This window comes from Pseudomonas sp. P1_A1, assembly GCF_056406935.1.
In genome coordinates this window covers 143,376-166,497 of record NZ_JBFTZE010000004.1, presented here as the reverse complement: position 1 = coordinate 166,497, position 23,122 = coordinate 143,376, and the positions used below count along the sequence as shown (strand labels likewise).

Sequence of the window (23,122 nt, the reverse complement as noted above, 5' to 3'; positions counted from 1 at the left end):
CCCCTCAATCGCCAGGAGAACAAGCATGTCTGGATGGTACGAAGTGAGCAAAACCAGCAATGGTCAGTTCAAGTTTGTGTTGAAAGCGGCCAACGCCGAAACCATTCTGGTCAGTGAGCTGTACACCACGCGCGGTGCGGTCGATAGCGGAATCGCCTCGGTTCAGGCCAATAGCCCGCTGGACGAACGCTACGAGAAAAAAAACACCAAGGACGGCCATCCTTACTTCAATCTGAAGGCCGGTAACCACGAGATCATTGGCAGCAGCGAGTCTTATTCATCCGATGCCGCGAGGGAAAAAGGCATCGCCAGCGTCAAGGCCAACGGTCCGACCACGGTGATCAAGGACAAGACCTTGCCGGTGTTCTAAATACACCGCATACCCACTGCGGGAGCGAGCCTGCAGGCTCGCTCTCACAGTGGTTTTGTGTGTTCCCGACGATCAGCGCAACGCGTTCAACAAACCCTGCAACTGACTGCGGCCAGTCTCGCCGAGTGCAAACACCGGCAACCGCGGGTCGCCCGCTTCCAGCCCGACCAGGCGCAAACCGGCCTTGATGGTCGCCGGCAGACCGCCCTTGAGGATGAAGTCCAATAACGGCAACTGGCGATAGAACAGGTCGCGAGCCTTGCTCAGATCATTGGCCAATACCGCTTCGTACAAGTCGAGATTGAGCTGCGGGATCAGGTTCGGCGCCGCTGTGCACCAGCCTTTGGCACCGGCCGCAAACGCTTCCAGCGCCAACGGATTGCAGCCGTTATAGAACGGCACCCGGCCTTCGCCCAGCAGTTGCAGTTTGTGCATGCGCTGAATGTCGCCGGTGCTTTCCTTGACCATGGTGACGTTGTCGACCGCGTTGAAAATCCGCAGGATCAACTCCACCGACATGTCGGTGCCGCTGGTGGCCGGGTTGTTGTAGAGCATGATCGGCACGCCGATGCTCTCGCCGATGGCGCGATAGTGGGCGAGGATTTCCGCCTCGCTGAGTTTCCAGTACGACGCCGGCAGCACCATCACCACGTCGGCGCCGTGGGCCTCGGCAAAACGCGCACGGCGCACGGCTTTGGCGGTGGTCAGGTCGGACACGCTGACGATGGTCGGGACGCGTTTGGCGACGTGGCGGAGGCTGAATTCGCTGACTTGATCCCATTCCACGTCGCTCAGGTAAGCGCCTTCGCCGGTGCTGCCCAATGGGGCGATGGCGTGGACACCGCTGTCGATCAGGCGGTCGATGGAACGCCCGAGCGCGTCGAGATCAACGCCTTCGCCCTGGGCGGTGAACGGGGTGATGGTGTAGCCGATGATGCCGTGAATGTTTACGGTCGACATGGCGTCTCTCCTTTCAAGAATGAGTGGGGTCAGTGCAGGCAATCGGCGTGTTGGCGCAGGTTCTGCCGGGCGTAGTAGTTGAATGCGGCAGCGTGGCGCTTGGGCTTGGATATCCAGTCATGGGCTTCACGGCCCAGCTCGGGAAGAATCGGTTTGATCGAACCCGCGGCCATGGCTAGCAATTGCAACTTCGCTGCGCGTTCGATCAATTGCGCAATGACACAGGCCTCTTCGATGGTCGCGCCGGTGGACAACTGGCCATGGTGGGAAAGCAGGATCGCCCGCTTGTCGCCCAGGGCCCCGGCAATCAGTTCGCCTTCTTCATTGCCCACCGGTACTCCCGGCCAGGCTTCGAGAAACGCGCAATCGTCGTAGAGCGGGCAGAAGTCCATGTGGGAAATCTGCAGCGGTACTTCCAGCATCGAAAGCGCCGCGACGTGAGTCGGGTGCGTGTGAATGATGCAGTTCACGTCCGGCCGGGCGCGGTACACCCAGCTATGGAAGCGGTTGGCCGGGTTGGGCATGCCATGGCCCTCAAGCACTTCCAGGTCTTCGTTGACCAACAGCAGATTGCCTGCCGTGATCTCGTCGAAACCCAGGCCCAGTTGCTGGGTGTAATAGGTGCCCGGTTGCGGGCCGCGAGCGGTGATTTGCCCGGCAAGGCCGGAGTCGTGGCCGTTTTCGAACAGAATGCGGCAGGTCAGGGCCAGCTTTTGCCGGTCGGTCCACGTATTATCCGCCAGGGTGTTTTGCATCTGTGTCAGCGCTTGCTTGACCAGTTGCTCTTTGGGTAGTGCTAATGTCTTGGCCATATCGGTGTCCTTTGGGTGGGGCATGCAAATGACATAAAAGAGGCTATATGACACTTTGTGTCATTGGCAAGGACAAATCGTTGCCTCCTTGATGGATTAATCGCTCCGCATGTCTATCCGTTTGAAATTATTGAGAAAAAAACTTGGCGTGACGCTGGAGGCCCTGGCCGAAAAATCCGGCATGACCAAGAGCTATCTGTCGAAAGTCGAGCGCGGGTTGAATACCCCCTCGATCGCCGCTGCGCTGAAACTGGCCCGGGCGCTGAACGTGAAGGTCGAGGAATTGTTTTCCGAAGACAACGTCAGCCTCGACAGCTATAGCCTGGTGCGCAGCGACGAACGCCAGTCCCTGGCCGCCAACGACCAGGGCCCGGGTTATGCGGTGTTGGCCCATCAGGTCAGTGAGCGCAGCCTGCTGCCGTTCATCATTTACCCGCCGAGCGAGTTCACTGACAAAACCTTCAAGGAACATCTGGGGGAAGAGTTTCTGTTCGTCCATGAAGGGCAGGTGGAAGTGGACTTCATGAACGAGCGCGTGCTGCTCAACCGTGGGGATGCGCTGCACTTCAACGCGCAGAAACCCCATCGCATCAGGTCAGTGGGCGAGGTGCAGGCGCAGTTGTTGGTGGTGGTGCATAGCAACGAGGAATGAGGTTATCGGGTCTTTGTGGCGAGGGGGCTTGCCCCCTCGCCACAGGTCAGACCTCGACCGGCACGGTCAGCTTAGGGTGACCGAGCGCATGCGTCTTCGAATCAAAAAACCGCAACGCCACACCCGTCCCCTCGAACACCTTCGCGTAATGCCGCTTCTGATGCTGGATGAACGCCTTGCTGCGCGGGTAAATCGAGATCGCTACGACTTTCGGCTTGGCCTGGCGCAACGCATGAGCGATGTGACTGTCCTGCTCGCCAAGGGCATGCCCGAAGATGCACAACCCGTCACCATGGCCGAGTAACTGGTCGTAGCAGAACGACAGGTAATCCGAACTGCGAATTGTCTTGAGCTTGTCCTGCGCCGGGCCTTCGTTGACGAACAGCGGCACGTCGTCGAGGGTCTTGATCGTATTGTTGATCGCGAAATTGCCGAGCAACGTCCCTTCGGTCGACATCAGTTTGCGTGCCGTGCCGTCCTGATTGCGCACCAGATGCAGGCCGCCGTGCAGGTACAGCAAACGCGGTTTGTCGGTGGCGCTGGCGCTCAGATCGAAGCCGGGCTCGGCACCCTGGAACAGGTCGGTCACGACGTCCGGCCGATGCTGGATCGCCCAATAGCTGAGCAAGTCGTAGTTGGTGGTGAACACCGTCCGATAGCTGCCCAGTTCCTGATTGATCGTCGCCAGCGTCGAAGGCTTCACCAGCCGCCACGGGATGTGTACCGCGTGCACGGTGTTGATCAGCGCTTCCTTGATTGCGTAGTAGCGATTGCGCGGTGCTGCGGAACTGACGGCCAGGGCCTTGTTGACCCGGCTGGTGGTTTTCAACGCCCCAAGCACTTGTTCAAAACTGCGCGTCTGCATCGCGTCGAACACGCTCAGCTCGGACTGGCTCAGCGGTTTTTCTTCGACGGTGCGGGCATTTTCGAACAGCGAGTCGTAGCCGAAGTCGTCCCACACGGCGCGGCTGGCGCCGTTACCCACCAGCAAGCCGCCGAACGAGGCGGTGGTGCGCAAGGCGTTCCAGTCTTCAAGTTGGGCATCGACATCCTGGAAATCGGTCATTGCGTTTGTCGTCTCGAAGCAAAAGGTCTGATGGACGGCGACTTTATCACGCCCGGGCGTTGAGCCAGATCAACATACCGCGTGACTGATCGGTCGACCCTGTGCGCACCCGCCGAATCGGCATTGCCGATTCGGTTTCAGCCAGGAGACTCGCGCATGAGCAGTACGTTTTTCATCCCCGCCGTGAACATCATGGGTAGCGGTTGCCTCGACGAAGCCATGGACGCCATCGGCAAGTATGGTTTTCGCAAGGCACTGATCGTCACCGACGCCGGGCTGGCCAAGGCTGGCGTGGCGACGATAATTGCCGAGAAACTGGCGATCCAGGACATCGACTCGGTGATTTTCGACGGCGCCAAGCCGAATCCGAGCATCGCCAACGTCGAGCGCGGCCTGGGCCTGCTCAAGGAAAGTCGCTGTGATTTCGTGGTGTCTCTGGGCGGCGGTTCGCCTCACGACTGCGCCAAGGGCATCGCCTTGTGCGCCACCAACGGTGGGACGATCCGTGACTACGAAGGTGTCGATCGGTCGGCCAAACCCCAGCTACCGTTGATCGCGATCAACACCACTGCCGGCACTGCCAGCGAGATGACCCGTTTTTGCATCATCACGGACGAGTCGCGCCACGTAAAAATGGCCATCGTCGACCGCAACGTTACGCCGCTGCTGTCAGTCAACGACCCGGAGCTGATGGTCGCCATGCCCAAGGGCCTGACCGCCGCCACCGGCATGGACGCATTGACCCATGCCGTCGAAGCCTACGTCTCCACGGCAGCCAATCCGATCACCGATGCCTGTGCGCTGAAAGCCATCACGTTGATCAGCGACAATCTGCGCCAGGCCGTGCAGGACGGCAGTGACATGATCGCGCGGGAAAACATGGCCTACGCGCAATTTATGGCGGGCATGGCGTTCAACAATGCGTCCCTTGGTTATGTTCATGCGATGGCCCATCAGTTAGGCGGGTTCTACGACCTGCCCCATGGCGTGTGCAATGCTGTGCTGCTGCCTCATGTGCAAAGCTTCAACGCGCTGGTGTGCGCCCCTCGGCTGACCGATATTGCCCACGCGATGGGGGCCGACATCCGCGGGTTCAGCCCGGAAGAGGGCGCGCAGGCGGCGATCGAGGCAATCCGCAGCCTGGCCAGGGATGTGGACATTCCCGCCGGTTTGCGTGAGCTGGGTGCCAGGCTCAATGACATCCCGCTCCTTGCCAGCAATGCCCTGAAAGACGCCTGCGGACTGACCAACCCACGGGCAGCGGATCAGCGGCAGATCGAGGAGATTTTCCGCAGCGCGTTCTAAGCGTTTCGACGGCCGGGCGCGAGCACTACGCAAAGTAGCGCGCCCAAGGCCAGCAAGGTGCATAACAGCGACAAAGGCCATGCCTGCTGGCTGGCTATCAGGCTGGCGATTGCGCCGATAACGGCGGCCATCAGTTGATGAATGAAACCGCTCAACGCCATCGCATAAGCACCGCCGACCGGCGAACCGTGGTTGGCCAGGGACAGGCTGATCGGGTAAATCAGCGATTGGCCGAATACTGCAAAACAATAGGGCAACCAGAACAGCAGCGCGATAGACGTGCCTGCGAGGCTACCCAGCAACATGACTGCGCTGCCGGCCAGTATCAGCCCGACGCCCGCCGTCATCAGCCATCGCTGACCGGTATGCAGTACGAAGCGATTGACCGCCACGGCCCCGAGAAAGTACGCCGCGCTGATCGGCCAGCCCAACAAGCCGTATTCCACTGCCGACCACTTGAAGGCGCCTTGCAGAATCAGCGGCGCAGCGGTGTTGAACGCGACAATCACCCCATACCCCAAGCCACCGGCAAGGGCCGGTAACAGAAAGGCCCGATGACGCAGAATGTGCACGTAGCTCGTCCAGGCGGATGATGGTGTGTTCTCTTCTGCCAGCATCGGGAACGTGACCCGCGCCACCACCAGCGCCATCAACAGGCTTGCACCACCCAATAAGTAGAATATCGCTGACCAGCCCAGTGTCACCTGGATGATCGACCCCAGGTATTGGCCGATGCCCAGCGCCACCACAAAGGAAATCGATATCCACGACAACGCCTTGGCCAGCAGATCGCCGCGAAAACTGTCGCGGATCAGCACCCGGGCCATGACTGAAATCCCGCTGGCGCCAATCCCCTGAATCAGGCGAAAAACCAGGAACGATTCAAGCGTCTGGCCCAGGGGCAGGGCCAGGTTGCCCAGCCCATAGAGGCCGAGCGCCGCGAGCAACACCGGCTTGCGGCCAATGCGCTGGCCCAGGCTGCCCCAGAACAGCATCGGCAGCGCCATGCCGATCAGATACACCGCCAACCCCCATGAAACCTGTGAGGCATCTGCGGACAGATCCCGGGCAATATCCGGCAGCGCCGACAGATAAATGCTCATGCCCAATTGGGCGAGAAAAACCGTACAGCAGGTGATCAGGAGGGTGGTGCTGCTCTTCATTTAATCTTCCCTGTTTTTCAGCCGCCGATGTCCCGGCCGTGAGCACGTAAAAGCTCGGTGATGAGTCCACAGAAATGGCGGATCAGCGTCGTCCCCATGTCGGCGCGCAGGGTGATTCTGATGGCTGCCTTGCCTTGTGCAACCACCGGGAAAAAGACTGCCGAGGTGAAGAATCCGTGATTGGCCAGTTCAATGGCGATGTGGTTGGCCAGCGATGCCTCACCGCAATTGACCAGTCGAATCGCCATGTTGCTGTTGTGTTGTGCGGTTCGGATGAGGCTGTCAAAGAGGCGGATATTAACCTGAAGCTTTTCCTGCAGCGCGGCGAATTCCAGGGTGTGGTGTAGCTGGATGGATGCCCGGCCCGCGCCAATGGCTGCACTGTTCAGGCTTTGCGACCAGTTGCTGGGGCCGCCGTAACGCGCAATGAGCTTCTTCTGCCGCTCACTGCCCAGCATCACCAGGCCGCCGCTGGCGCCGAACGACTTGGCCAGCGAGGCGACGATGAGGCAGTCATCATCCAGGGTATGCAGCCTGGGACGCACAAGACCGGCACCGAATGTTCCTACAGAGGAAAGCGCGTGGGAATCGTCCAGATAGAGAAACAGCCCATAGCGGTCCTTCAGATACAAAAGGCTGTCCATGTCCGCAACCCCGCCCATGCTGTAGGCGCCGTCGGCGACATACGCGACCCTGCTGTGCTGTTGACACAGCGTCTCGAGGAAGTCCATGTCGTTATGCGGGCACGTCACGACCTTCGTTTCATCGGCACAGGCGGCTTTGAGGTGATTCATCGAGTAATGCGCCAACCGGTCGAAAGCCATTACCGGAGGGCGATTTTCCGTGAATACGCCGCTGGCCAGCAGTGGCAGGATCCCGGCACTTGCCGCGCTGCACGATAGAGTGCTCAGGCAACTGGCGCCGAACAACTCGGACAGTTCGGTTTCGTATTGGTCCAGAATCGCCAGCTTGCAGCGGTTCTTGGAAGTGGCGATGCGAAGTGTGCCGGTTTCCCACAGCGTGGTCATGGCCCCGTCGAGAATATCGGGATGGTGATCCAGACCCAGGTATGACGTCGTACAGAAATGATGAAACGCTCTCCCGTACTGATCGAGCATGCGGTTGGCACTTTTTATCTCAACGTTGAGCCCCGCGACTTTTCCGGTTTCGGCGGCTTCCCAATCATGGTCAGCCAATGAAACGAGTTTGCGGTAGTTGGTGAAGGTGTGCGCCGTGTACGGTATCTGGCTCATGTGTGAGTGACATTCCTTGAGTGAATCTATCCGTGGGTTTGTTGCAGTTTGTGTGTGTTGCCAGACTTTACAGAGAGTCCCGATGGGCTTTGAATCGGCTGTTTCCGGTAGTACTGAGAGTTGTAAGAGTATTAGTTGTAGGGCGATGCCCTGGGGTGCTGTGGGTAATTGGATGGCGGGCACGAATCGAATCCGGGCTATCCTGCCGACTCAGTCGAACCGAAATCATTGAGCCCTGCCATGCTGCAAAAAAAAGTTACTGTGGGAGCGGACTTGCCCGCGAAGACTGACAGCCAACAAAGCCCTGGTGGCTCTACGCTCAAAGGGCGTTTCAGTTGTACTCTCCGTTCGCACCCCACCCAGAGCAACTCAAGGTTACTGGATCGATGCTGACCGGCCTCAACCACCTGACCCTCGCCGTCACTGACCTGAACCGCAGCGTGACGTTCTATCGCGATCTGCTGCAACTTCAGCTTTCAGCCACTTGGGACACCGGCGCCTATCTCTCGCTACCCRGTCTGTGGCTTTGCCTTTCTCTCGATCCACTGCGCGACTGCGCGCCGGTCGCCGACTACACCCATTACGCCTTCAGCCTCGAAGCTGAGGACTTCCTGCCGTTCGTCGAGCGCCTGCGATCCGCCAACGTGCGGGAATGGCGGGATAACCGCAGCGAAGGTGCGTCGTTCTATTTTCTCGACCCGGACGGGCACAAGCTCGAGGCGCATGTCGGGTCTCTGGCGTCGCGGCTGGCGGCTTGTCGGCAGCGACCCTATGCGGGGATGAAGTTCTTCGACGATCAGTAAGTCGATGTTCGGGGTCCTGAGATAGAATTGCGCCCCTTGTCCAGCCGTGCAGAGTTGCTGCATTGGTCCATGTTGCCCTGGTTGATCATCTTGAGCTTCATTGGTGGCCTTTTGGCCTACGCTATTCTCATTGGCATCGTCGGTGCGCGTCAGGTGCGCACGTTGTATCAGCGTCATGAACTGGCGATCACCCGCTTATGCGGGGTCATGTTCATCGGTTTCGCCATCAATGCCCTGATGCATGCGCTGCCGGGGCTGGTGACGAACAAGGCTTGAGGCTGAACGCAGGGAAGCGTCGGCTGCACAGTCATCGCTTGGGCGTATGACCGGTCAGGGAGGGTTGTTCAATGTTGCATTGTCCGGACACGCTCTCGGCATCATGGAAACCAGAAATTCCGCGCCACTGGCGAGCTACATCGACCTCTTGCTGGACGCCGTCTGTGCGGTGGACAAACAAGGTCGCTTCGTATTCGTCAGCGCGGCCTGCGAGCGCATTTTCGGTTACACCCCCAACGAGCTGATCGGCCAGTCGATGATCGACCTTGTTCATCCCGCCGACCGACAGCGTACCCTCGACGCCGCGCGAGAGATCATGGGCGGCGAACCCAAGCTCAACTTTGAAAATCGTTACCTGCGCAAGGACGGCCGGGTGGTGCACATTCTCTGGTCGGCACGTTGGTCTGAGGTCGATCAGTTGCGTATCGCCGTGGCGCGCGACATCACCGAGCGCAAACAGGCCGAGTCCCGACAAGCGGCGCTGTATGCGATCTCCGAAGCGGCCCACGCGGCGGAAGATTTGCTGGCGCTGTTCAAACGCATCCATTTGATCATCGGCGAATGGCTGCCGGCGTTGAATTTCTCCGTGGCGCTGTATGACGAGCACTGCGCGCAGCTGAATTTCCCCTATCACGTCGACGACCATGAGCTGCAACCCGAGGATCCCGGGACTGTTACCGGGCGTTTGTGCGCCGAAGTGATTCGCAGTGGCTTGCCGATCCTGCTGACCCCGGATCAGGACAATCTGCCGGAAGGGTTTGCGGCATTGGTCAAGGGCCAGGAGTCACCCTGCTGGCTGGGCGTGCCATTGAGTTCGCAAAACGGCACCATTGGCGCTCTGATCGTCAAAAGCGTACCGGGCGGCGAACGCTACACCGAGCAAGACAAGGAGTTGCTGCAGTATGTTTGCGCCCAGGTCGCGACCGCGATCGAACGCAAGCAATTGCACGCCCGGCTCCAGCGCATGGCCCAGTACGATCAACTGACTCAGCTGCCCAATCGCGAATTGCTGCGCGAACGCCTGAAAGCCTCGCTGGCACTGGCCCGGGCAGACTCCGGACGAATGGCGTTGCTCTACGTCGACCTTGACCGCTTCAAGCAAGTCAACGACACCCTCGGTCATGCGGTCGGCGACATGCTGCTGCAAGCGGTCGCCAATCGGCTCAAGGGCTGCGTGCGTGAAACCGACACGGTGGCGCGCATTGGCGGTGATGAATTTGTCGTACTGCTGCACAGCATCCACGCCGCGGAAGACGCCGAGAATGTGGCGGGAAAAATCCGCCAGGTGTTGGTTCAACCCCTGCGCCTGGACGGGCACAACCTGACGATCCAGCCGAGCATCGGTATCGCGCGATACCCCGAACATGGCACTGAAGAAAAGCAGCTGTTCAGGCATGCCGATGAGGCGATGTACGCCGCCAAGCGCCAACACCATTCGCGTCTCGAGGTCTGAAAAACCGTCACCGTTCGTCGCGGCGCTCCCAGGTTTTCTAAACCTTTTTGGGTATGGAAATTCATATCCTATGCGGGCGACTGCTCGCTGTGATCATCACCAAGAGGATGAGAACCATGCCTACTTCAAAAAATCCGACCCCGGGCAGCGCCATCGATCGAACGAAGGCGTCTGAAGCCGGTCGCAAAGGTGGGAAAACTACCACGACGACTGTTGATAAAGACCCTGCCAAAGGCGGCATGGGCCGCAAAGGCGGTCAGAAAACTCCGTAATAGGTGAAGGTAGTTTTGTTTAATGGACGGGGGCGCAAGCTCCCGTTTGAATTTTCAGGAAGGAGGGCGCGACCATGAGCCGGATGGCCACCCGTTTACGCAATGCCGGTTTGGCGACGTTGCTGGGCCTGTGCGCCAGCAGTGCCTTTGCCCAGTCTCCCGCTGAATTCGTCAATGAGGCGTCGGCCCAAGGCATGGCCGACATCGAAGCCAGCCGCCTGGCGCACCAGAAAACCGCATCCAAAGAGGTCAAGGATTACACCATCGTGGTGATCAACGATCGCACCACCGCCAACCAGCATTTGGCGAAAATTGCCAAGCAACTCGATTTACCGGTCGCGCCACGCGAAGAGGTGGTCGACAAGGCCAAAGCCTTGATACCGGAGATTAAGGACGATACCTCTTTCGATCAGGCGTACGTCGACAGTCAGGTAAAAACCACCCAGGAAGCCATCGAGCAACTTCAACAACAAGCACAGACCACGAACGTGCCGCAAATCAAAGCGTTCGCCGAAGAAACTCTGCCCAAGCTGCAAAACCATCTGCAAATGGCCAGGGCGCTGCAAGCCAGTCGCTAGTCAGCATGTTGCGCGGGTGACGTCGGTCAYCCGCTGCCGGGGTCAATCCTGATTCGAATCCTTCTTGGTTTCCTCGACGACCGTGCCGTCCAGGGAAATCGTTTCCCCCTCGCCGAGGGTGCGATATTTCTTTCTCAACGCTTCCAGCTGTTTGAGGTCCAGGGACTCGAGCCCCAGCATCGCGTTCTGCGCTTCCTTGGTCACCCGCAATAACTCGTCAACCTTCAAGTGCAAAATGTCCGTGTCACGGTTCTGGGTGTTCTGGATCAGGAACACCATCAGGAAGGTGATGATCGTGGTCGAGGTGTTGATGATCAGTTGCCAGGTATCGTTGAAATCAAAAATCGGCCCACTCAGGCCCCAAAGGCCAATCAGGATGATCGCCCCCATAAACGTCCGGGGGGTGCCGGCCCACAGGGCGAGTTTCTGTGCGACTGTCGCGAATTTCATTGCCGTGCTCCTTATAGGGATGCGCCTGATTTTCAGACCGCACGGGCATGATGAAAATTCTGCTGGAAAATCTCATGTTCGATGAAAAACCGATGCTCTGAAGGGCGTTTGCTGCGTTTGGAATCTTTGATTGGAATCTTTCTTTGTGCCGGTTTGTGTCTAGTATCAATGCAAGTCAATTTGCCAGCACGCAAACACACGGATCGACACCAAGTAAGAGGTCACTCATGGAATTCTTTGAGAAGTTAGCAAGTCTAGCCGCCAAGGTTCGTTTGCAAAGCGCTGCAATTCAGACGGAGGAGGCCACCAAGAATGCTTTCGTCATGCCCTTTATTAGTACGGTGCTGGGCTACGACGTCTTTGATCCAAGTGAGGTGACTCCGGAATTCGTTTGCGATATCGGAACGAAAAAAGGAGAAAAAATTGACTATGCGATCATGAAAGAAGGAGAGGTGCAGATCCTCATCGAGTGCAAAAAAATAGGCGAGCCGCTGCACATCAATCATGCTTCCCAGCTGTTTCGCTATTTCCATGTCACCAGCGCTCGAATCTCCATCCTCACCAATGGCCAGGTCTACAAATTCTTCACCGATCTGGATGCGCCCAACAAGATGGATGAGAAGCCGTTTCTTGAACTCGACCTTCTGGATATCGACGAATACTCCGTCCCCGAATTGATTAAGCTCACCAAGTCTGCATTCGACGTGGATTCGATCATCAACGCCGCGGGTGAGTTGAAATACGTCAGTCAGATCAAGAAGGTCATTGCTTCGCAGGTCCTCAAACCTGATGACGACTTTGTAAAAGTCTTTGCCTCTCGGGTGTACGACGGGGTCATCACCCAGAAAGTCCGTGAGCAGTTTCAAGAGCTGACGAGAAAAGCGGTCGTGCAGTTTCTCAATGATCAGATTAATGATCGACTCAAATCAGCTATGAGTGGTGCCATTCAGCCTGCGCTGGCATCGATACCGGCACCTGCTGGCGGCGGTGATCAGACAGGTCCGCGTGATGAATCAGAGGATAAAGTGCTGACGACTCTGGAGGAGTTGGAGGGGTATCACATTGTCCGGGCAGTGGTTCGTTCGGTTGTGGATGCTAAACGGATAGTGCAGCGCGATACGCAAAGCTATTTTGGCATTTTGCTGGATGACAACAATCGCAAACCGATTTGTCGCCTTCACTTCAACCGTTCACAAAAGTACATTGGGATTTTTGACGAAGAAAAAAATGAGACGCGGCATCCGATTGGATCGGTTGATGAGATTTACGATTATTCGGATCACTTGAAGAAGACTGTTGGATATTACGACTAGCACTGTTGAATACGTACCATAAAAAGAACCGGCCCTTGAGGCGCCCTTGAGGCCGGTTTTTTGTGGTGCGCCGTAGAGGTATTGAACGAATCTTAGAGGCCTGACGTTTGACATGAGAGACTTGGCCAGGCTTGCCAGAACAGCCTTTCGATGGATGGGTTAGACCTCAGGGGGCATACAGCGCTCTCAGCCTTAGGGACAGGTAGCCAGAGGCCAACCGATGCGCGCAGCACGGAGGAGGCTGGCCTTGACAACCAATCGGTGAAATGGRGCAATAACGAAGATGTAGGCCCGGCCTAGACGGTTGTGGCACTGGACCACGGTTGAAAAAACGAGTTGGCGAGTGCCTTCTGGCTCTGCCTCTCCAGAACATAGGATCGATATCCGGAAGTCGAGGTGCTTGTCGTCCTCTCCCAACACTATTTCAGTCTGGTTCGTGCTGTAGACCTTGAAGATTCCAATCCGATTAGCAAGTGATGCCAGATGTTTGGTGGTCTTGAGACCAAAACAGGCAACGATAGTGTCTCGGACTTTCATGAGCCATCCGATCCAGGATGGCTGGTGGGAAAGGATGAATCGAGCTAGCAAATCTGGATTGCTGGATGTGCCCGCAGGGAGCCGAATCGCAAAAGCGTCCGCCAGGTTCATTGACTTGTAAAGGTGGGTGATGCCGGACCTCGAGGGGACTGGCACGGACATAATGAGCTCAAATTCTCGGGGCATCGGGGATCTCTCCTGAGTTCTAACTACCAATTAGACGACATGCCATGTCGCGTTTCTTGTTGCGATGGTTTGTCGTATAACGCTCCTTGTCGCCCTGTAAATGCTTGTCGGATACTGAACCCGATCAAGGCATCATAGAGCTCTTGCTGCCCGGCTGGCAGAACAGGGAGCAACGTCGCGCGGCGCTTGTCGACATCGAACCAGGATTCAACCAACCATCCCACCAGATAGAGCGCCGAAAGGCATCCGCCAGCGGTTGCAACGTTCCCCTGGCATACAAGAGGCTGGTCCATGGGCTCAAGTCCCAGAGCTTGCAAGCTCGATCGTGCATCCGGGTGTGTAGTTGCTTGGCCGCTGAGCAGCCCAAGCCGTTCGAGAATGAAAGCTCCGGCGCATATGGAGCCGATTCGCTGGCGTCTGGAGTCAAGTTCAAACGACGGCAGGAAATCTGGGGCGGCAAGTGCAGCGGGTATCCCTTCCTTGCCGCTGACGAACAATACCGCGTCGGCACTATTGGCCTCGGAAAGCGGACCGTGCACCGAAACAGGCAGGCCGTGCGCCGATCGCACGATAGAGCTGGAACCCAATATTCGGACGTGCCAGTCCTCGGTGTTGCGGCCTAAGATGTCCCACATCAGGAATAGGTCGATATCCGTGAATTGGTCGAAAGCAACCAGAACGATTTTCTTCAAGGCGAGCTCCATGAAAAGTGCTGGCGTGCAAAACGCAACGGCCATCTTTGCTGGTGTTCGCAGCGTATCAATCGGTTGCGCACCATACACAGTCTGTATGGCGCTAAACATGGAGCGAAATAACGGGTGAGAAAACTAACTCGTAACCATTGGATTGCGGCTGGTTTTGAGGCTCTCGACCAAATAGGGCACATTGGCGTTTCGGCCGAGAGTCTATCGCGCCGATTGAATGTGACCCGCGGATCGTTCTATCACCATTTCCGCAATCGCGAAGACTTTGTCCGCACCTTACTGGCCGCTTGGGAAGAAGACTACACGGAGCGCATGCTCACTTATGCGGCGCAGGGCCGTAGCGCGGGCGAAACCTTGAAACGCTACTTGAGTATTGCCGCTGAGAAACAACCTGGGCGGGAAGTTTCCATCCGAGCCTGGTCGCTGCACGATCCGTTGGTAGGCGAGTTCCAGCAGCGTGTTGACAAAAGGCGACTGGACTTCGCGATACGGACGTGCCGCCGCTTGGTCCCTATGCCAGGCCAAGCAGAAGTGATTGGTCAGGTGGCCCATCTGTGCCTGATTGGTGGTCAGCAGGCAGGGTTGCGACGTGATGCCGCTCGCTTCAACAGTTTCCTGCATCGAGCTTTTTCACTTTTCGAAGGGGCTCTTCCACCGTGGCGGGCCTAAGTCATGAGCTAAATGGGGTAACTGAATAAATAGAGTTCGCGTGCCACTGCAAATGCGCGCCACTGGTCTCGTAGGGCTAAAAACAGGACAAATGAGGTGAGGATTGACAGGCGAATGCAATCAGGTGCGCAACTGGAATGCAGTTTCGCACCTGAAAACTATTGGAGGTTGATTGACACTCCAAAGAGACCTGACGAAATGCTGGATTAATGCAATAACGAGCGGCGCCTCGCATAGGCGAAGTAGATCACCAGGCCAATGGCCAACCACGCCCCAAATGCAAACCAGGTCGTCTGCTTGAGGAAGGTCATCAAGGTTACGCAGAACGCGATGGCGAGCAATGGAACGATGGGCACGCCCGGGCATCTGAATGCGCGAGGGAGATCGGGTCGGGTCTTGCGCAAGACGATCACTGCCACCGAGATCAGACTGAATGCGGCCAACGTACCGATGTTGATCAGCTCGGCGAGGACGTTCAGTGGAATCAGTGCCGAGATCAGCCCGAAGACTATTCCGACCATCCAGGTGGCGAAAAATGGGGTGCCGAATCGTGTATGAACCCTGGAAAGGCGCTGGGGAAGCAGTCCGTCGCGCGACATCGCGTAGATGATCCTGGTTTGACCGTAAGCCATCACCAGAATGACAGTCGTCATGCCAACGATTGCGCCTAAATCAACGAACCCGGCAACCCAGCTTTCACCGGCATGTTGCAACGCCAATGAGACCGGATGATCAACGCCAAGGAATTGGGCATAGGGCACGATGCCGGTCATGATCATTGAAACGGCAACGTATAACACCGCACAAACGGCCAAGGAACCGATAATACCGATGGGGAGGTCACGCGCCGGCTTTTTCACTTCTTCGGCGGCAGAGGAAACCGCATCGAAACCAATAAAAGCAAAAAAAACCAAGGCCGAAGCACTCAAAATTCCATGGCCACCGAAGGGCGCGAAAGGTTGCCAGTTAGCCGGCTGAACATGTCGCACACCAACGGCGATGAAGAGCAGCACCACGGCGATTTTGATGATCACCATCACGTTGTTTACGCGCGCGGATTCCTTGATGCCGATGGAAAGCATCCAGGTAATTGCCAGCATAATCACCAGCGCGGGTAGGTTGAACCAGGTTTCCACACCGGGCAAAGAGCCTGGCGCCGCCGTAAGCACGACCGGAAGATTCAGCCCAAATCCGCTCAGCAGGGACTGGAAGTAACCCGACCACCCAACAGACACAGCCGAACTGGCCAGTCCGTATTCGAGCATCAGATCCCAGCCGATCATCCAGGCCACCAACTCTCCCAGCGTCGCGTAGCTGTAAGTGTAAATCGAGCCTGCTACCGGTACAGATGAGGCGAACTCGGCATAACAGAGCGCTGCAAATGCACAGGCCAACGCCGCTATCAGGAATGAAACCATGAGGGCCGGTCCCGCAGTCAATGCGCCGGTTCCGGTCAATACAAAGATGCCCGTCCCCACGATTGCACCGATACCAATCAGGACCAAATCCATCGGCCCCAGCACTTTTTTCAACCCTGCAGGAGCTCGGGCAGCAGCAATCATTGCGTCCAGGTCTTTTGTTCTGAAAATGCTCAATATTGCCTCCGTTGTTACTTATTTTTATTGTCAGAGCCAGTGGCTTGGGTGTCGGAAACGACAAGAAATTGTATTTCAGTGCCTCGAAAATTAGTTTTCGAAACGGGTCCGTATTTAGTTATTTTTCAGTCGTTAATTATCCAAAATGTGTTCTTTATGTAATTTTCTTTCTAGTATTTGTAGTTTCTAGAAATGGATGCTTGATCAAGGACCTGCGGGATGGGGCCAATCGCCCTACCGCGTACGCATTGTTAAAGGGAGAGAACACATGGCGGAAATGGATAAGGTTGATCGTTCAATTCTGGAAATTCTGCAAATGAATGGTCGCCTGACGAACGCCGAGATCGCCGCTCGTGTTTGCCTGTCAGCGCCAGCCTGCTGGAAGCGCCTGAAGCGCCTGGAAGAGGAGGTGATTGTCGGGTATCACGCGCACTTGAACCCAAAGTCCATGGGGCTGGGACTTTTTGCTTTCATCAGCGTCACCCTCGATAGTCACTCCGAGCAAGCCATGGAACATTTCGAAGCGGGCGTCCTGGCGCTGCCCAACATTATTGCCTGTCACAAAGTGTCGGGGAAATACGACTACCTCCTGCAGGTAGTCGTCAAGGACATGGAGGCATTCCATGAACTCGCCATGCATCGCATACGTACGCTCGGCAATATCAAGGAAATGTACACCGGTTTTTCGCTCAAGGAGATCAAGCACTGCAATACCTTGCCACTGTAAGTGCCTGGACGTGCTCGTTTCCGTACGTACGGTGGTGTGAGAGGACGGCGGCTGAAAAGCCGCCTCCTACTCGATAATCTCTATTCACGCCGACAGCGTCACCTCAGTCTTCCAGCTGAAATACCCGAGCGCTTCGCAGCGCTGGTTGATCAGCATGAAGCTCAGTTCGCAGGTGGTCACGCCCGTGCTCAGTTGCGAGCACTCCCAATAATGATCATCGGCCTTGTGGCTGCCCGGCTGGTTCGGGTTGGCGGGGTCGGGCGCGGGGACGGTCTGGTCGCCGTGGACGATCAGTTTGGGCGGCGAAAGGATCCCGGCATCGTCCACTGTGATGTTGTGGAATACCACGGTGTGTTCGGCCAGCAAACTGACGGTCCTGCCGCGAATATGAAAGACTTTTCCGTTGTTGGTGGTTAGCGTGATTTTATTGTCATTTTTAACACTTTCTGTTGCCGTCGTAGCACTAATGGCGAAGATGAAGCCATCTTCAATCACCGTCGGCTTTTGCGGTTCAAGGCTGGGTTGCGGATAGCGCGAAAGCAGCGATTCGGCATCGACGATCAGCAGTACACTATTGGCTGACATGGTGCTCGCCGAAGGGGAAGTAATCGGTTCGGAAGTCATCATGGATTCCTTTCATGATGTTGACGCAAAACGGTAGCCGCTTCGGTTTCAAGCAAGACATCCTGTTCCAGCCGAGGCGGCAACGGACTGGAGGTGACCCCTCGTTGCCAAGGGGTCGATTCCATCATCAGTTATGGATGGAAATGAACGGGTCCCACGAGCAGCAGCCGACAATCTGACAGTTGCGGTCGACGATCAGGAAGTTGAAATGGTAGGTCACGCGACCACACGCCAGGGTCTCCGAGGACCAGTAGTGGTTGGCAACTTTCTGACAGCTAGGCACCGAGGGATTGCTGGGGTTGGGTACCGCAACGCTAGCGGTAGCCGTGCGTGGCGAAGGCGGGGAGATCAGATCGTTGCCTTGGTTGCCGATGAATTTGTAGAAGATCACGGCCTGTTCGAAGCTCTGGGACAGGCTGGTTTCACGCCAGCGAATCAGATCGCCAACCTGGGCCTTGAGGTCCAGCTCGCCACCGGCCTGGCCACTGATCACGTTATCCTGGTTGGTGACCATGTAGACGTGCTTCCAGTCGATCAGCGTCGGTGAAGCAGGGTTTTTGCTGATGTTCGGGTAGTTTTTCAGAATGGTTTCAGTGTCGATGGAAACAAGTACATCCGTGACTCGAGACATAGTGAAGCTCCTTTTAACATAGTGATTGTCTGGCTACTGACCAGACACGACAACGCTTGTTTGCCTTGTGGCCGTTGCGAACACACTACTGGGGAACCCACTCGATCACGGGTACGAGCTGGCCTTGCTCCTTGCCTTGAAATGACGGGTTGGGTTCCTTCCAACAGGCCGCGATAGGACTATAGATGCCATTTTTATACTGTCAAAACTGCTTTGCTGGTCGGTCGACGAACGGTCATTTTGGTTATGGCTTCCTACGATTTGGCGATAAAAAAGGCTCATCCAGATCCCCTGTGTTTTCCGATCGTCAAGTGATCCGGGTTCAGGCAATAGACAGACAAGACCTGTTAAAAAAGCAGTGAGCCAGGCAGGAGCATGGTGGAAAAGGGGGCGTTTTTTTGCTGGTTTACTCAACTTGGCTTTCAAGCCAGAGGAGGCGGCATGTTGTTACGTTACATGGTGTTGCTGGCAGTGGTGGTTACCGCAGCGGGTTGTGTGCAGGAACGGGTCGTTCATGACCGGCGTCCGGTGCAGCGTGAATATGTTGAGGTCATCGCACCGCAGCCGCCGCCGGAACGCGTTATCGAGGTAGAGCCCGCCGGGCGACCGGGTTACCTCTGGTCCAGGGGGTACTGGCGTTGGGAAGGCGGGCGTTATGTCGCGGTTCATGGCCATTGGGTCCCGGAGCGACCGGGGTATCGTTATGTGCATCCGCACTGGGAGCAACGTAACGATGGCTGGCATTGGCGGGTGGGGGCGTGGGTTAACTGACGCGGACGATGTATCGTAGCCAACCGGTTGTCTGCCCCTGGCTACAACAATGCACCCGACAGGAGAGCGATATGAGTTGGTCCGCCAAACAATACGTAGCTTTCGAAGATGAGCGCACGCGCCCGGCGCGTGACTTGCTGACCGCCATCCCTGCGGCGAACGTCCGTTCGGCCATCGACATCGGTTGCGGCCCCGGCAATTCGACCGAATTGCTGGTGCAGCGCTTTCCCGATGCCGCGGTGCGTGGGTTGGACAGTTCGAGCGATATGATCGAGGCCGCCCGCAAGCGCCTGCCTCAGGTACGTTTTGACACCGCTGACATTGATAGCTGGAACGAGACCGGCCCGTTCGATGTGATTTTCGCCAATGCGGTGCTGCAGTGGGTGCCGGATCACGCCAGGCTGCTGCCGTCGCTGGTAAACAGGCTCACGCCCGGCGGCAGCCTGGCGATCCAGATGCCCGATAACCTCAACGAACCGTCGCACCGGTTGATGCGCGAGGTCGCAGCGAACGGCCCGTGGGCTGACAAGCTGGCAAGGGCTGCTGGCCAGCGAACGGAAATGGAGGGTGCAAGCGGCTACTACTCAATGCTGCGTGGCCACTGCACTCGCGTCGATGTATGGCGCACCACTTACTATCATCCGCTCGCGGACGGCGCATCGGGCGTGGTCGAGTGGTTCAAGGGCTCCGGTTTGCGGCCTTTTCTCGAACCATTGGATGACGTGGAACGTGCGCATTATCTCAAGCAGTATCAGGTGGCAATCGAGCAGGCCTATCCGGCGCTGAGTGATGGTTCGGTGCTGCTGCCGTTTCCACGGTTGTTCATGGTGGCAACGCGCTGACGAATCAAAGGGGACACATTAGTCCCCTTGATTGGCCCGATTTTCAGGCTATCAACTTTGCTGCAAGACCTTGAGCGCCGCCGAGGCTAGAAACCCTGAGCGACTTTTCTCTTCCGGATGGTGCAATACGTACTCATCGATGCGGTTGAGCAGATAGCCAGGCAGGGTGATGTTGAGTTTCTGCGCCTTGCCCAGGTATTTGGTGACGTCGATATCCACCACGGCCCATGTGCACCCTGCGTACCGTGGATTGGCCGCATGCAGGGTCACTTTGTTGGCGGGCGGAATCGGTGATCCGTCTTCGGCCAGAATCTCGAAATGACCTTCGATGGCTTCGCGAGCCATGGCCATGGCGTCATCCAGATCTTCACCGGCGGAGAAGCAACCCGGAATATCCGGAACTTCTACGCCCCAGGCGTGTTCGTCATCACCCATGGAAATCGCGATGGGGTAAAGCATGTTCGTTATCCTCCGAGGGCGCAGTCCATCGGTTCGTCAGAGCAGCGCCTGTTGCAAAATACTAATGGCCGTTTTCTTGAGCAGGTCCTTTTTCGGGTGAGGAACCGTCACCAGTCCAGGCTTGGTCGGATGCTTGAAGTGGTGATGACTCCCCCTGATTCGTACCAGATACCAGCCGTCCGCGACGATTTGGCTTATCAAAAACCGGCTATTCACATCACCTCCCTGTGGTGTGCCTGTGGTTACTATACCTACTGAAAATCACTAATCAACACTATAACCACCAACGTACCCTGGATACGGATGGAAGAGCGGCCTGAAACGAGTCCAGGAGGGCATGTCGCGATGGTTTGGGTAGAACCCGTTTTCTGTATTGCAGGGTTTTGCCGCAGCGCTGAAGCGCCAGGAATACTCAAATTTCAGGCATAAAAAACCGGCCGCTGCGGACCGGTTTTTGCGTTCCCGCGCATCATGCGGCGTTTCTAAAGCAACTGATCAATCATAACCGCGTTGGTATAGATCACGCTGCCATCGCTCGCTCGATGCCCGACCAAATGGAACTGACCTCGCTCGTAATCGTGCTCTTTATGTATATAGACGCGCATTTGGCAATCGGACAAGGGGCCGCATCCCTCTGGCAAGACCAAATCCATTGTGCTCATGTCGACGTCGACCATGGCTTCACGCTCATGGGTCTTCTGCAGGCGTTCTTCAGCTTCCTCCAGACGCAGATGGAGGGGGCCGTCGACGTAAAAATGGATCTCACCGACCGGGATGGACTTCTGGTCGGGACTGGGCTTGCACCAGCCTTCGAGCGTCAGGGCACTCATGACAAAACCTCCATCGTGGACTGCTGGACTCGGCGGCGCTTGTCTCTTTTTAACTCAACGCCATCACTGATCTGACTGCTACGCATAGGCAGGGTTCGTTTTTTTGGGCCGCTGCTGGCCGATCTCTGCCGTCCGTAATCTGAAATTGAGTATAGCTGGCAACCGGACCTCGCTTGCCCACCTCACGGTCCAGCCCGATGGCTCTATACTTCTTACTGACTTTGCCACCGGGATGGGTGGCAGTTGTCTGCCCTGCTTGGACGTCAGCGGCGATGCTTTGGCATAACCAATGAGCAACAGGAACAGGATGAAGAGAACATGGCAATAGCAATTGTCTTGATACTAATCGTTATTGCATCAGTACTCTTCAATATACTCGCGCCTTGGCATGCAACACCGGCAGCTTCCAACTGGGGATCCATAGACACCACCCTGTTCATCACCCTGATCATTAGCGGAATATTTTTCATCGCCATCACGGTATTCATGGCGGTAGCCGTGATGCGTTATCGTCACAAGGAGGGGGCCAGGGCGCACTACCAGCCAGAAAGTAAAAAGTTGGAGTTGTGGTTAATCATCATTACCTCGGTAGGTATTATCGCCATGCTGGCGCCAGGCCTGGTTGTTTACAATGATTTTATCCGGGTGCCGAAAAATGCCTATGAACTTGAAGTGATCGCCCAGCAGTGGCAGTGGGCCTTTCGCTTCCCTGGTACAGACGGGAAGTTGGGTAAGTCGGATATCAAGTTTGTTGATTCCACTAACCCCCTCGGCCTTGATCCCAATGACCCTGCCGGACAGGACGATGTACTGATAAAAAGCAATGAAGTTCGTCTTCCGCTGGATAAGCCGGTGAAAGTTTTACTGCGATCCAAAGATGTACTGCACGATTTCTATGTACCGCAAATGCGCAGCAAGATGGACATGGTGCCGGGGATGGTGTCGTATTTTTGGTTTACGCCGACCAAATCCGGGAACTATGAAATCCTGTGCGCTGAATATTGTGGCGTAGGTCATTACAACATGCGCGGCCATATGATCGTGGAAGAACAGGACGTCTTCGATCAATGGCTGAACAGCCAACCGACGTTTGCGCAGACATTAGCGACAGCTGCCAAGCCCAGCCAGGACAGCGTGCTGGAAAAAGGCCGCCTGTTGGTCGAAAAATACGGTTGCGGGGCCTGCCATAGCCAGGATGGCAGTGCCAGTCTCGGGCCGGGATGGAAGGGCTTGTACGGCCGCACTGAACAGCTTGCCGATGGCACCAGTGTGCAGGTTGATGAGGCTTACCTGAAAGAGTCGATCCTCGATCCGAAGGCCCGTCTGGTACAAGGCTACCCGCCGGTCATGGTGACCTATACTCTCAATGACGATGAACTGGGTGCACTCATTGCCCTGATCAAATCACTGGGTGCTGCGCGACAAGGCGACGAATCTGCTGCCGGCCAAGCGCCGGGCCCAGGTGAAGACTTGGCGGCGCAGGGACAGCAGTTGGCCGAATCGCTCGGTTGCCTGGCCTGTCACAGTGTCGATGGCAGCAAGGGCATCGGTCCCAGCTGGCAGGGCCTGTACGGCAAGACAGAAACCCTTGCCGACGGTACGAGCATCAAGGTCGATGAGGGCTATATAAAAGACTCGGTTCTTAATCCCGCTGCCAAAATCGTCAAGGGTTATGCACCCGTCATGCCGGTCTTTGCTCCCAGCGATAAGGAGTTGAATGCACTGATCGCTTTTATCAAATCCAAAGCGAATGCCGACGCTGATACGAGCAAGGCGCAGCCAGGGAAATAGCCGTAAGCAGCCAGCAGTACACCGAAACTT

General features: G+C 56.6%; 27 protein-coding genes and 1 pseudogene. 14 read left to right on the top strand and 14 right to left on the bottom strand.

Going from position 1 to position 23,122, the window contains the following annotated elements:
• Positions 1-25: 25 nt before the first annotated feature.
• Positions 26-370 carry a YegP family protein gene (locus AC1D2Q_RS07670; RefSeq protein ID WP_064619834.1) on the top strand — a complete coding sequence of 115 codons (345 nt, stop codon included), beginning with the start codon at positions 26-28 and terminating at the stop codon, positions 368-370.
• Between the two features lie 72 nt (positions 371-442).
• On the opposite strand, the gene AC1D2Q_RS07665 is transcribed toward AC1D2Q_RS07670, so the two are convergent.
• Both AC1D2Q_RS07665 and AC1D2Q_RS07660 read right to left on the bottom strand, forming a co-directional pair.
• Positions 443-1,330, bottom strand: coding sequence for a dihydrodipicolinate synthase family protein (locus AC1D2Q_RS07665; RefSeq protein WP_477812809.1), 888 nt, complete (start codon positions 1,328-1,330; stop codon positions 443-445).
• Positions 1,331-1,359: 29 nt separating this feature from the next.
• Positions 1,360-2,142 (bottom strand): aldolase, encoded by a 783-nt coding sequence (locus AC1D2Q_RS07660; RefSeq protein ID WP_477812808.1) that lies wholly within the window; start codon positions 2,140-2,142, stop codon positions 1,360-1,362.
• Positions 2,143-2,251: 109 nt separating this feature from the next.
• On the opposite strand from AC1D2Q_RS07660, the gene AC1D2Q_RS07655 reads away from it, so the two are divergent.
• Positions 2,252-2,794 (top strand): helix-turn-helix domain-containing protein, encoded by a 543-nt coding sequence (locus AC1D2Q_RS07655; protein ID WP_477812807.1) that lies wholly within the window; start codon positions 2,252-2,254, stop codon positions 2,792-2,794.
• 46 nt (positions 2,795-2,840) lie between these two features.
• Here the strand turns inward: AC1D2Q_RS07655 and AC1D2Q_RS07650 are convergent, their stop codons facing one another.
• Entirely contained in the window at positions 2,841-3,860 is a 1,020-nt protein-coding gene (locus AC1D2Q_RS07650) for a DUF4917 family protein (protein WP_477812806.1), read from the bottom strand.
• A 156-nt stretch (positions 3,861-4,016) separates the two neighbouring features.
• Between AC1D2Q_RS07650 and yiaY the strand changes: the two genes are divergently transcribed.
• Complete coding sequence (gene yiaY / locus AC1D2Q_RS07645; RefSeq protein ID WP_305411427.1) at positions 4,017-5,165, top strand: L-threonine dehydrogenase; 1,149 nt, start codon at positions 4,017-4,019, stop codon at positions 5,163-5,165.
• Here the strand turns inward: yiaY and AC1D2Q_RS07640 are convergent.
• Positions 5,162-6,328: an MFS transporter gene (locus AC1D2Q_RS07640; RefSeq protein WP_477812805.1), complete on the bottom strand. Its 1,167-nt coding sequence runs from the start codon at positions 6,326-6,328 to the stop codon at positions 5,162-5,164. The two genes, yiaY and AC1D2Q_RS07640, sit on opposite strands and share 4 nt — an antisense overlap.
• A 17-nt stretch (positions 6,329-6,345) precedes the next feature.
• Positions 6,346-7,581 (bottom strand): aminotransferase class I/II-fold pyridoxal phosphate-dependent enzyme, encoded by a 1,236-nt coding sequence (locus tag AC1D2Q_RS07635; protein ID WP_477812958.1) that lies wholly within the window; start codon positions 7,579-7,581, stop codon positions 6,346-6,348.
• 386 nt (positions 7,582-7,967) lie between these two features.
• Between AC1D2Q_RS07635 and fos the strand changes: the two genes are divergently transcribed.
• The 5 genes and pseudogenes from fos (at position 7,968) to AC1D2Q_RS07610 (ending at position 10,963) form a co-directional block, all read left to right on the top strand.
• A complete protein-coding gene (gene fos, locus AC1D2Q_RS07630; protein ID WP_477812804.1) occupies positions 7,968-8,384 on the top strand; it encodes a fosfomycin resistance glutathione transferase in 417 nt (138 codons plus the stop codon).
• Positions 8,385-8,420: 36 nt separating this feature from the next.
• Positions 8,421-8,660 (top strand): annotated as a pseudogene (locus AC1D2Q_RS07625) (LysE family translocator); the annotation flags it as partial.
• 103 nt (positions 8,661-8,763) lie between these two features.
• Positions 8,764-10,113, top strand: a complete 1,350-nt coding sequence (locus AC1D2Q_RS07620; protein WP_477812803.1) for a sensor domain-containing protein — start codon at positions 8,764-8,766, stop codon at positions 10,111-10,113.
• A gap of 116 nt (positions 10,114-10,229) precedes the next feature.
• A complete protein-coding gene (locus AC1D2Q_RS07615) occupies positions 10,230-10,385 on the top strand; it encodes a stress protein (RefSeq protein WP_477812802.1) in 156 nt (51 codons plus the stop codon).
• Between the two features lie 74 nt (positions 10,386-10,459).
• Positions 10,460-10,963 (top strand): DUF4142 domain-containing protein, encoded by a 504-nt coding sequence (locus tag AC1D2Q_RS07610; protein ID WP_477812801.1) that lies wholly within the window; start codon positions 10,460-10,462, stop codon positions 10,961-10,963.
• Between the two features lie 42 nt (positions 10,964-11,005).
• On the opposite strand, the gene AC1D2Q_RS07605 is transcribed toward AC1D2Q_RS07610, so the two are convergent.
• Entirely contained in the window at positions 11,006-11,413 is a 408-nt protein-coding gene (locus tag AC1D2Q_RS07605; RefSeq protein ID WP_477812800.1) for a low affinity iron permease family protein, read from the bottom strand.
• Positions 11,414-11,640: 227 nt separating this feature from the next.
• Between AC1D2Q_RS07605 and AC1D2Q_RS07600 the strand changes: the two genes are divergently transcribed.
• Positions 11,641-12,726, top strand: a complete 1,086-nt coding sequence (locus tag AC1D2Q_RS07600) for a type I restriction endonuclease (RefSeq protein ID WP_477812799.1) — start codon at positions 11,641-11,643, stop codon at positions 12,724-12,726.
• 192 nt (positions 12,727-12,918) lie between these two features.
• Here the strand turns inward: AC1D2Q_RS07600 and AC1D2Q_RS07595 are convergent, their stop codons facing one another.
• Together AC1D2Q_RS07595 and AC1D2Q_RS07590 are read right to left on the bottom strand one after the other, a co-directional pair.
• On the bottom strand, positions 12,919-13,449 hold the full coding sequence (locus tag AC1D2Q_RS07595; protein WP_477812798.1) for a DUF2867 domain-containing protein: 531 nt from the start codon (positions 13,447-13,449) through the stop codon (positions 12,919-12,921).
• Between the two features lie 23 nt (positions 13,450-13,472).
• Complete coding sequence (locus AC1D2Q_RS07590) at positions 13,473-14,141, bottom strand: DJ-1/PfpI family protein (protein WP_477812797.1); 669 nt, start codon at positions 14,139-14,141, stop codon at positions 13,473-13,475.
• Positions 14,142-14,267: 126 nt separating this feature from the next.
• Here AC1D2Q_RS07590 and AC1D2Q_RS07585 point away from each other — a divergent pair, with 126 nt between their 5' ends.
• A complete protein-coding gene (locus AC1D2Q_RS07585; RefSeq protein WP_477812796.1) occupies positions 14,268-14,822 on the top strand; it encodes a TetR/AcrR family transcriptional regulator in 555 nt (184 codons plus the stop codon).
• A gap of 206 nt (positions 14,823-15,028) precedes the next feature.
• Here the strand turns inward: AC1D2Q_RS07585 and AC1D2Q_RS07580 are convergent, their stop codons facing one another.
• Positions 15,029-16,417 (bottom strand): amino acid permease, encoded by a 1,389-nt coding sequence (locus AC1D2Q_RS07580; RefSeq protein ID WP_477812795.1) that lies wholly within the window; start codon positions 16,415-16,417, stop codon positions 15,029-15,031.
• Between the two features lie 268 nt (positions 16,418-16,685).
• Between AC1D2Q_RS07580 and AC1D2Q_RS07575 the strand changes: the two genes are divergently transcribed.
• Positions 16,686-17,144, top strand: coding sequence for an Lrp/AsnC family transcriptional regulator (locus AC1D2Q_RS07575; protein WP_477812794.1), 459 nt, complete (start codon positions 16,686-16,688; stop codon positions 17,142-17,144).
• A gap of 84 nt (positions 17,145-17,228) precedes the next feature.
• Here AC1D2Q_RS07575 and AC1D2Q_RS07570 read toward each other — a convergent pair whose 3' ends face one another.
• Together AC1D2Q_RS07570 and AC1D2Q_RS07565 are read right to left on the bottom strand one after the other, a co-directional pair.
• A complete protein-coding gene (locus AC1D2Q_RS07570) occupies positions 17,229-17,768 on the bottom strand; it encodes an AidA/PixA family protein (RefSeq protein WP_477812793.1) in 540 nt (179 codons plus the stop codon).
• A gap of 127 nt (positions 17,769-17,895) precedes the next feature.
• On the bottom strand, positions 17,896-18,399 hold the full coding sequence (locus AC1D2Q_RS07565) for an inclusion body family protein (protein ID WP_086944821.1): 504 nt from the start codon (positions 18,397-18,399) through the stop codon (positions 17,896-17,898).
• A gap of 441 nt (positions 18,400-18,840) precedes the next feature.
• Here AC1D2Q_RS07565 and AC1D2Q_RS07560 point away from each other — a divergent pair, with 441 nt between their 5' ends.
• Together AC1D2Q_RS07560 and tam are read left to right on the top strand one after the other, a co-directional pair.
• Complete coding sequence (locus AC1D2Q_RS07560) at positions 18,841-19,170, top strand: YXWGXW repeat-containing protein (RefSeq protein WP_476214931.1); 330 nt, start codon at positions 18,841-18,843, stop codon at positions 19,168-19,170.
• A gap of 71 nt (positions 19,171-19,241) precedes the next feature.
• Positions 19,242-20,012, top strand: a complete 771-nt coding sequence (tam, locus tag AC1D2Q_RS07555; RefSeq protein WP_477812792.1) for a trans-aconitate 2-methyltransferase — start codon at positions 19,242-19,244, stop codon at positions 20,010-20,012.
• A 51-nt stretch (positions 20,013-20,063) separates the two neighbouring features.
• On the opposite strand, the gene AC1D2Q_RS07550 is transcribed toward tam, so the two are convergent.
• From AC1D2Q_RS07550 to AC1D2Q_RS07540, 3 genes are all read right to left on the bottom strand, one after another.
• Positions 20,064-20,471, bottom strand: a complete 408-nt coding sequence (locus AC1D2Q_RS07550) for a type II toxin-antitoxin system HicB family antitoxin (protein WP_477812791.1) — start codon at positions 20,469-20,471, stop codon at positions 20,064-20,066.
• Between the two features lie 36 nt (positions 20,472-20,507).
• Positions 20,508-20,687: a type II toxin-antitoxin system HicA family toxin gene (locus AC1D2Q_RS07545; RefSeq protein WP_007984690.1), complete on the bottom strand. Its 180-nt coding sequence runs from the start codon at positions 20,685-20,687 to the stop codon at positions 20,508-20,510.
• Between the two features lie 266 nt (positions 20,688-20,953).
• Entirely contained in the window at positions 20,954-21,301 is a 348-nt protein-coding gene (locus AC1D2Q_RS07540) for a hypothetical protein (protein ID WP_111454828.1), read from the bottom strand.
• 318 nt (positions 21,302-21,619) lie between these two features.
• Here AC1D2Q_RS07540 and AC1D2Q_RS07535 point away from each other — a divergent pair, with 318 nt between their 5' ends.
• On the top strand, positions 21,620-23,092 hold the full coding sequence (locus tag AC1D2Q_RS07535; protein ID WP_477812957.1) for a c-type cytochrome: 1,473 nt from the start codon (positions 21,620-21,622) through the stop codon (positions 23,090-23,092).
• Positions 23,093-23,122: the final 30 nt, after the last annotated feature.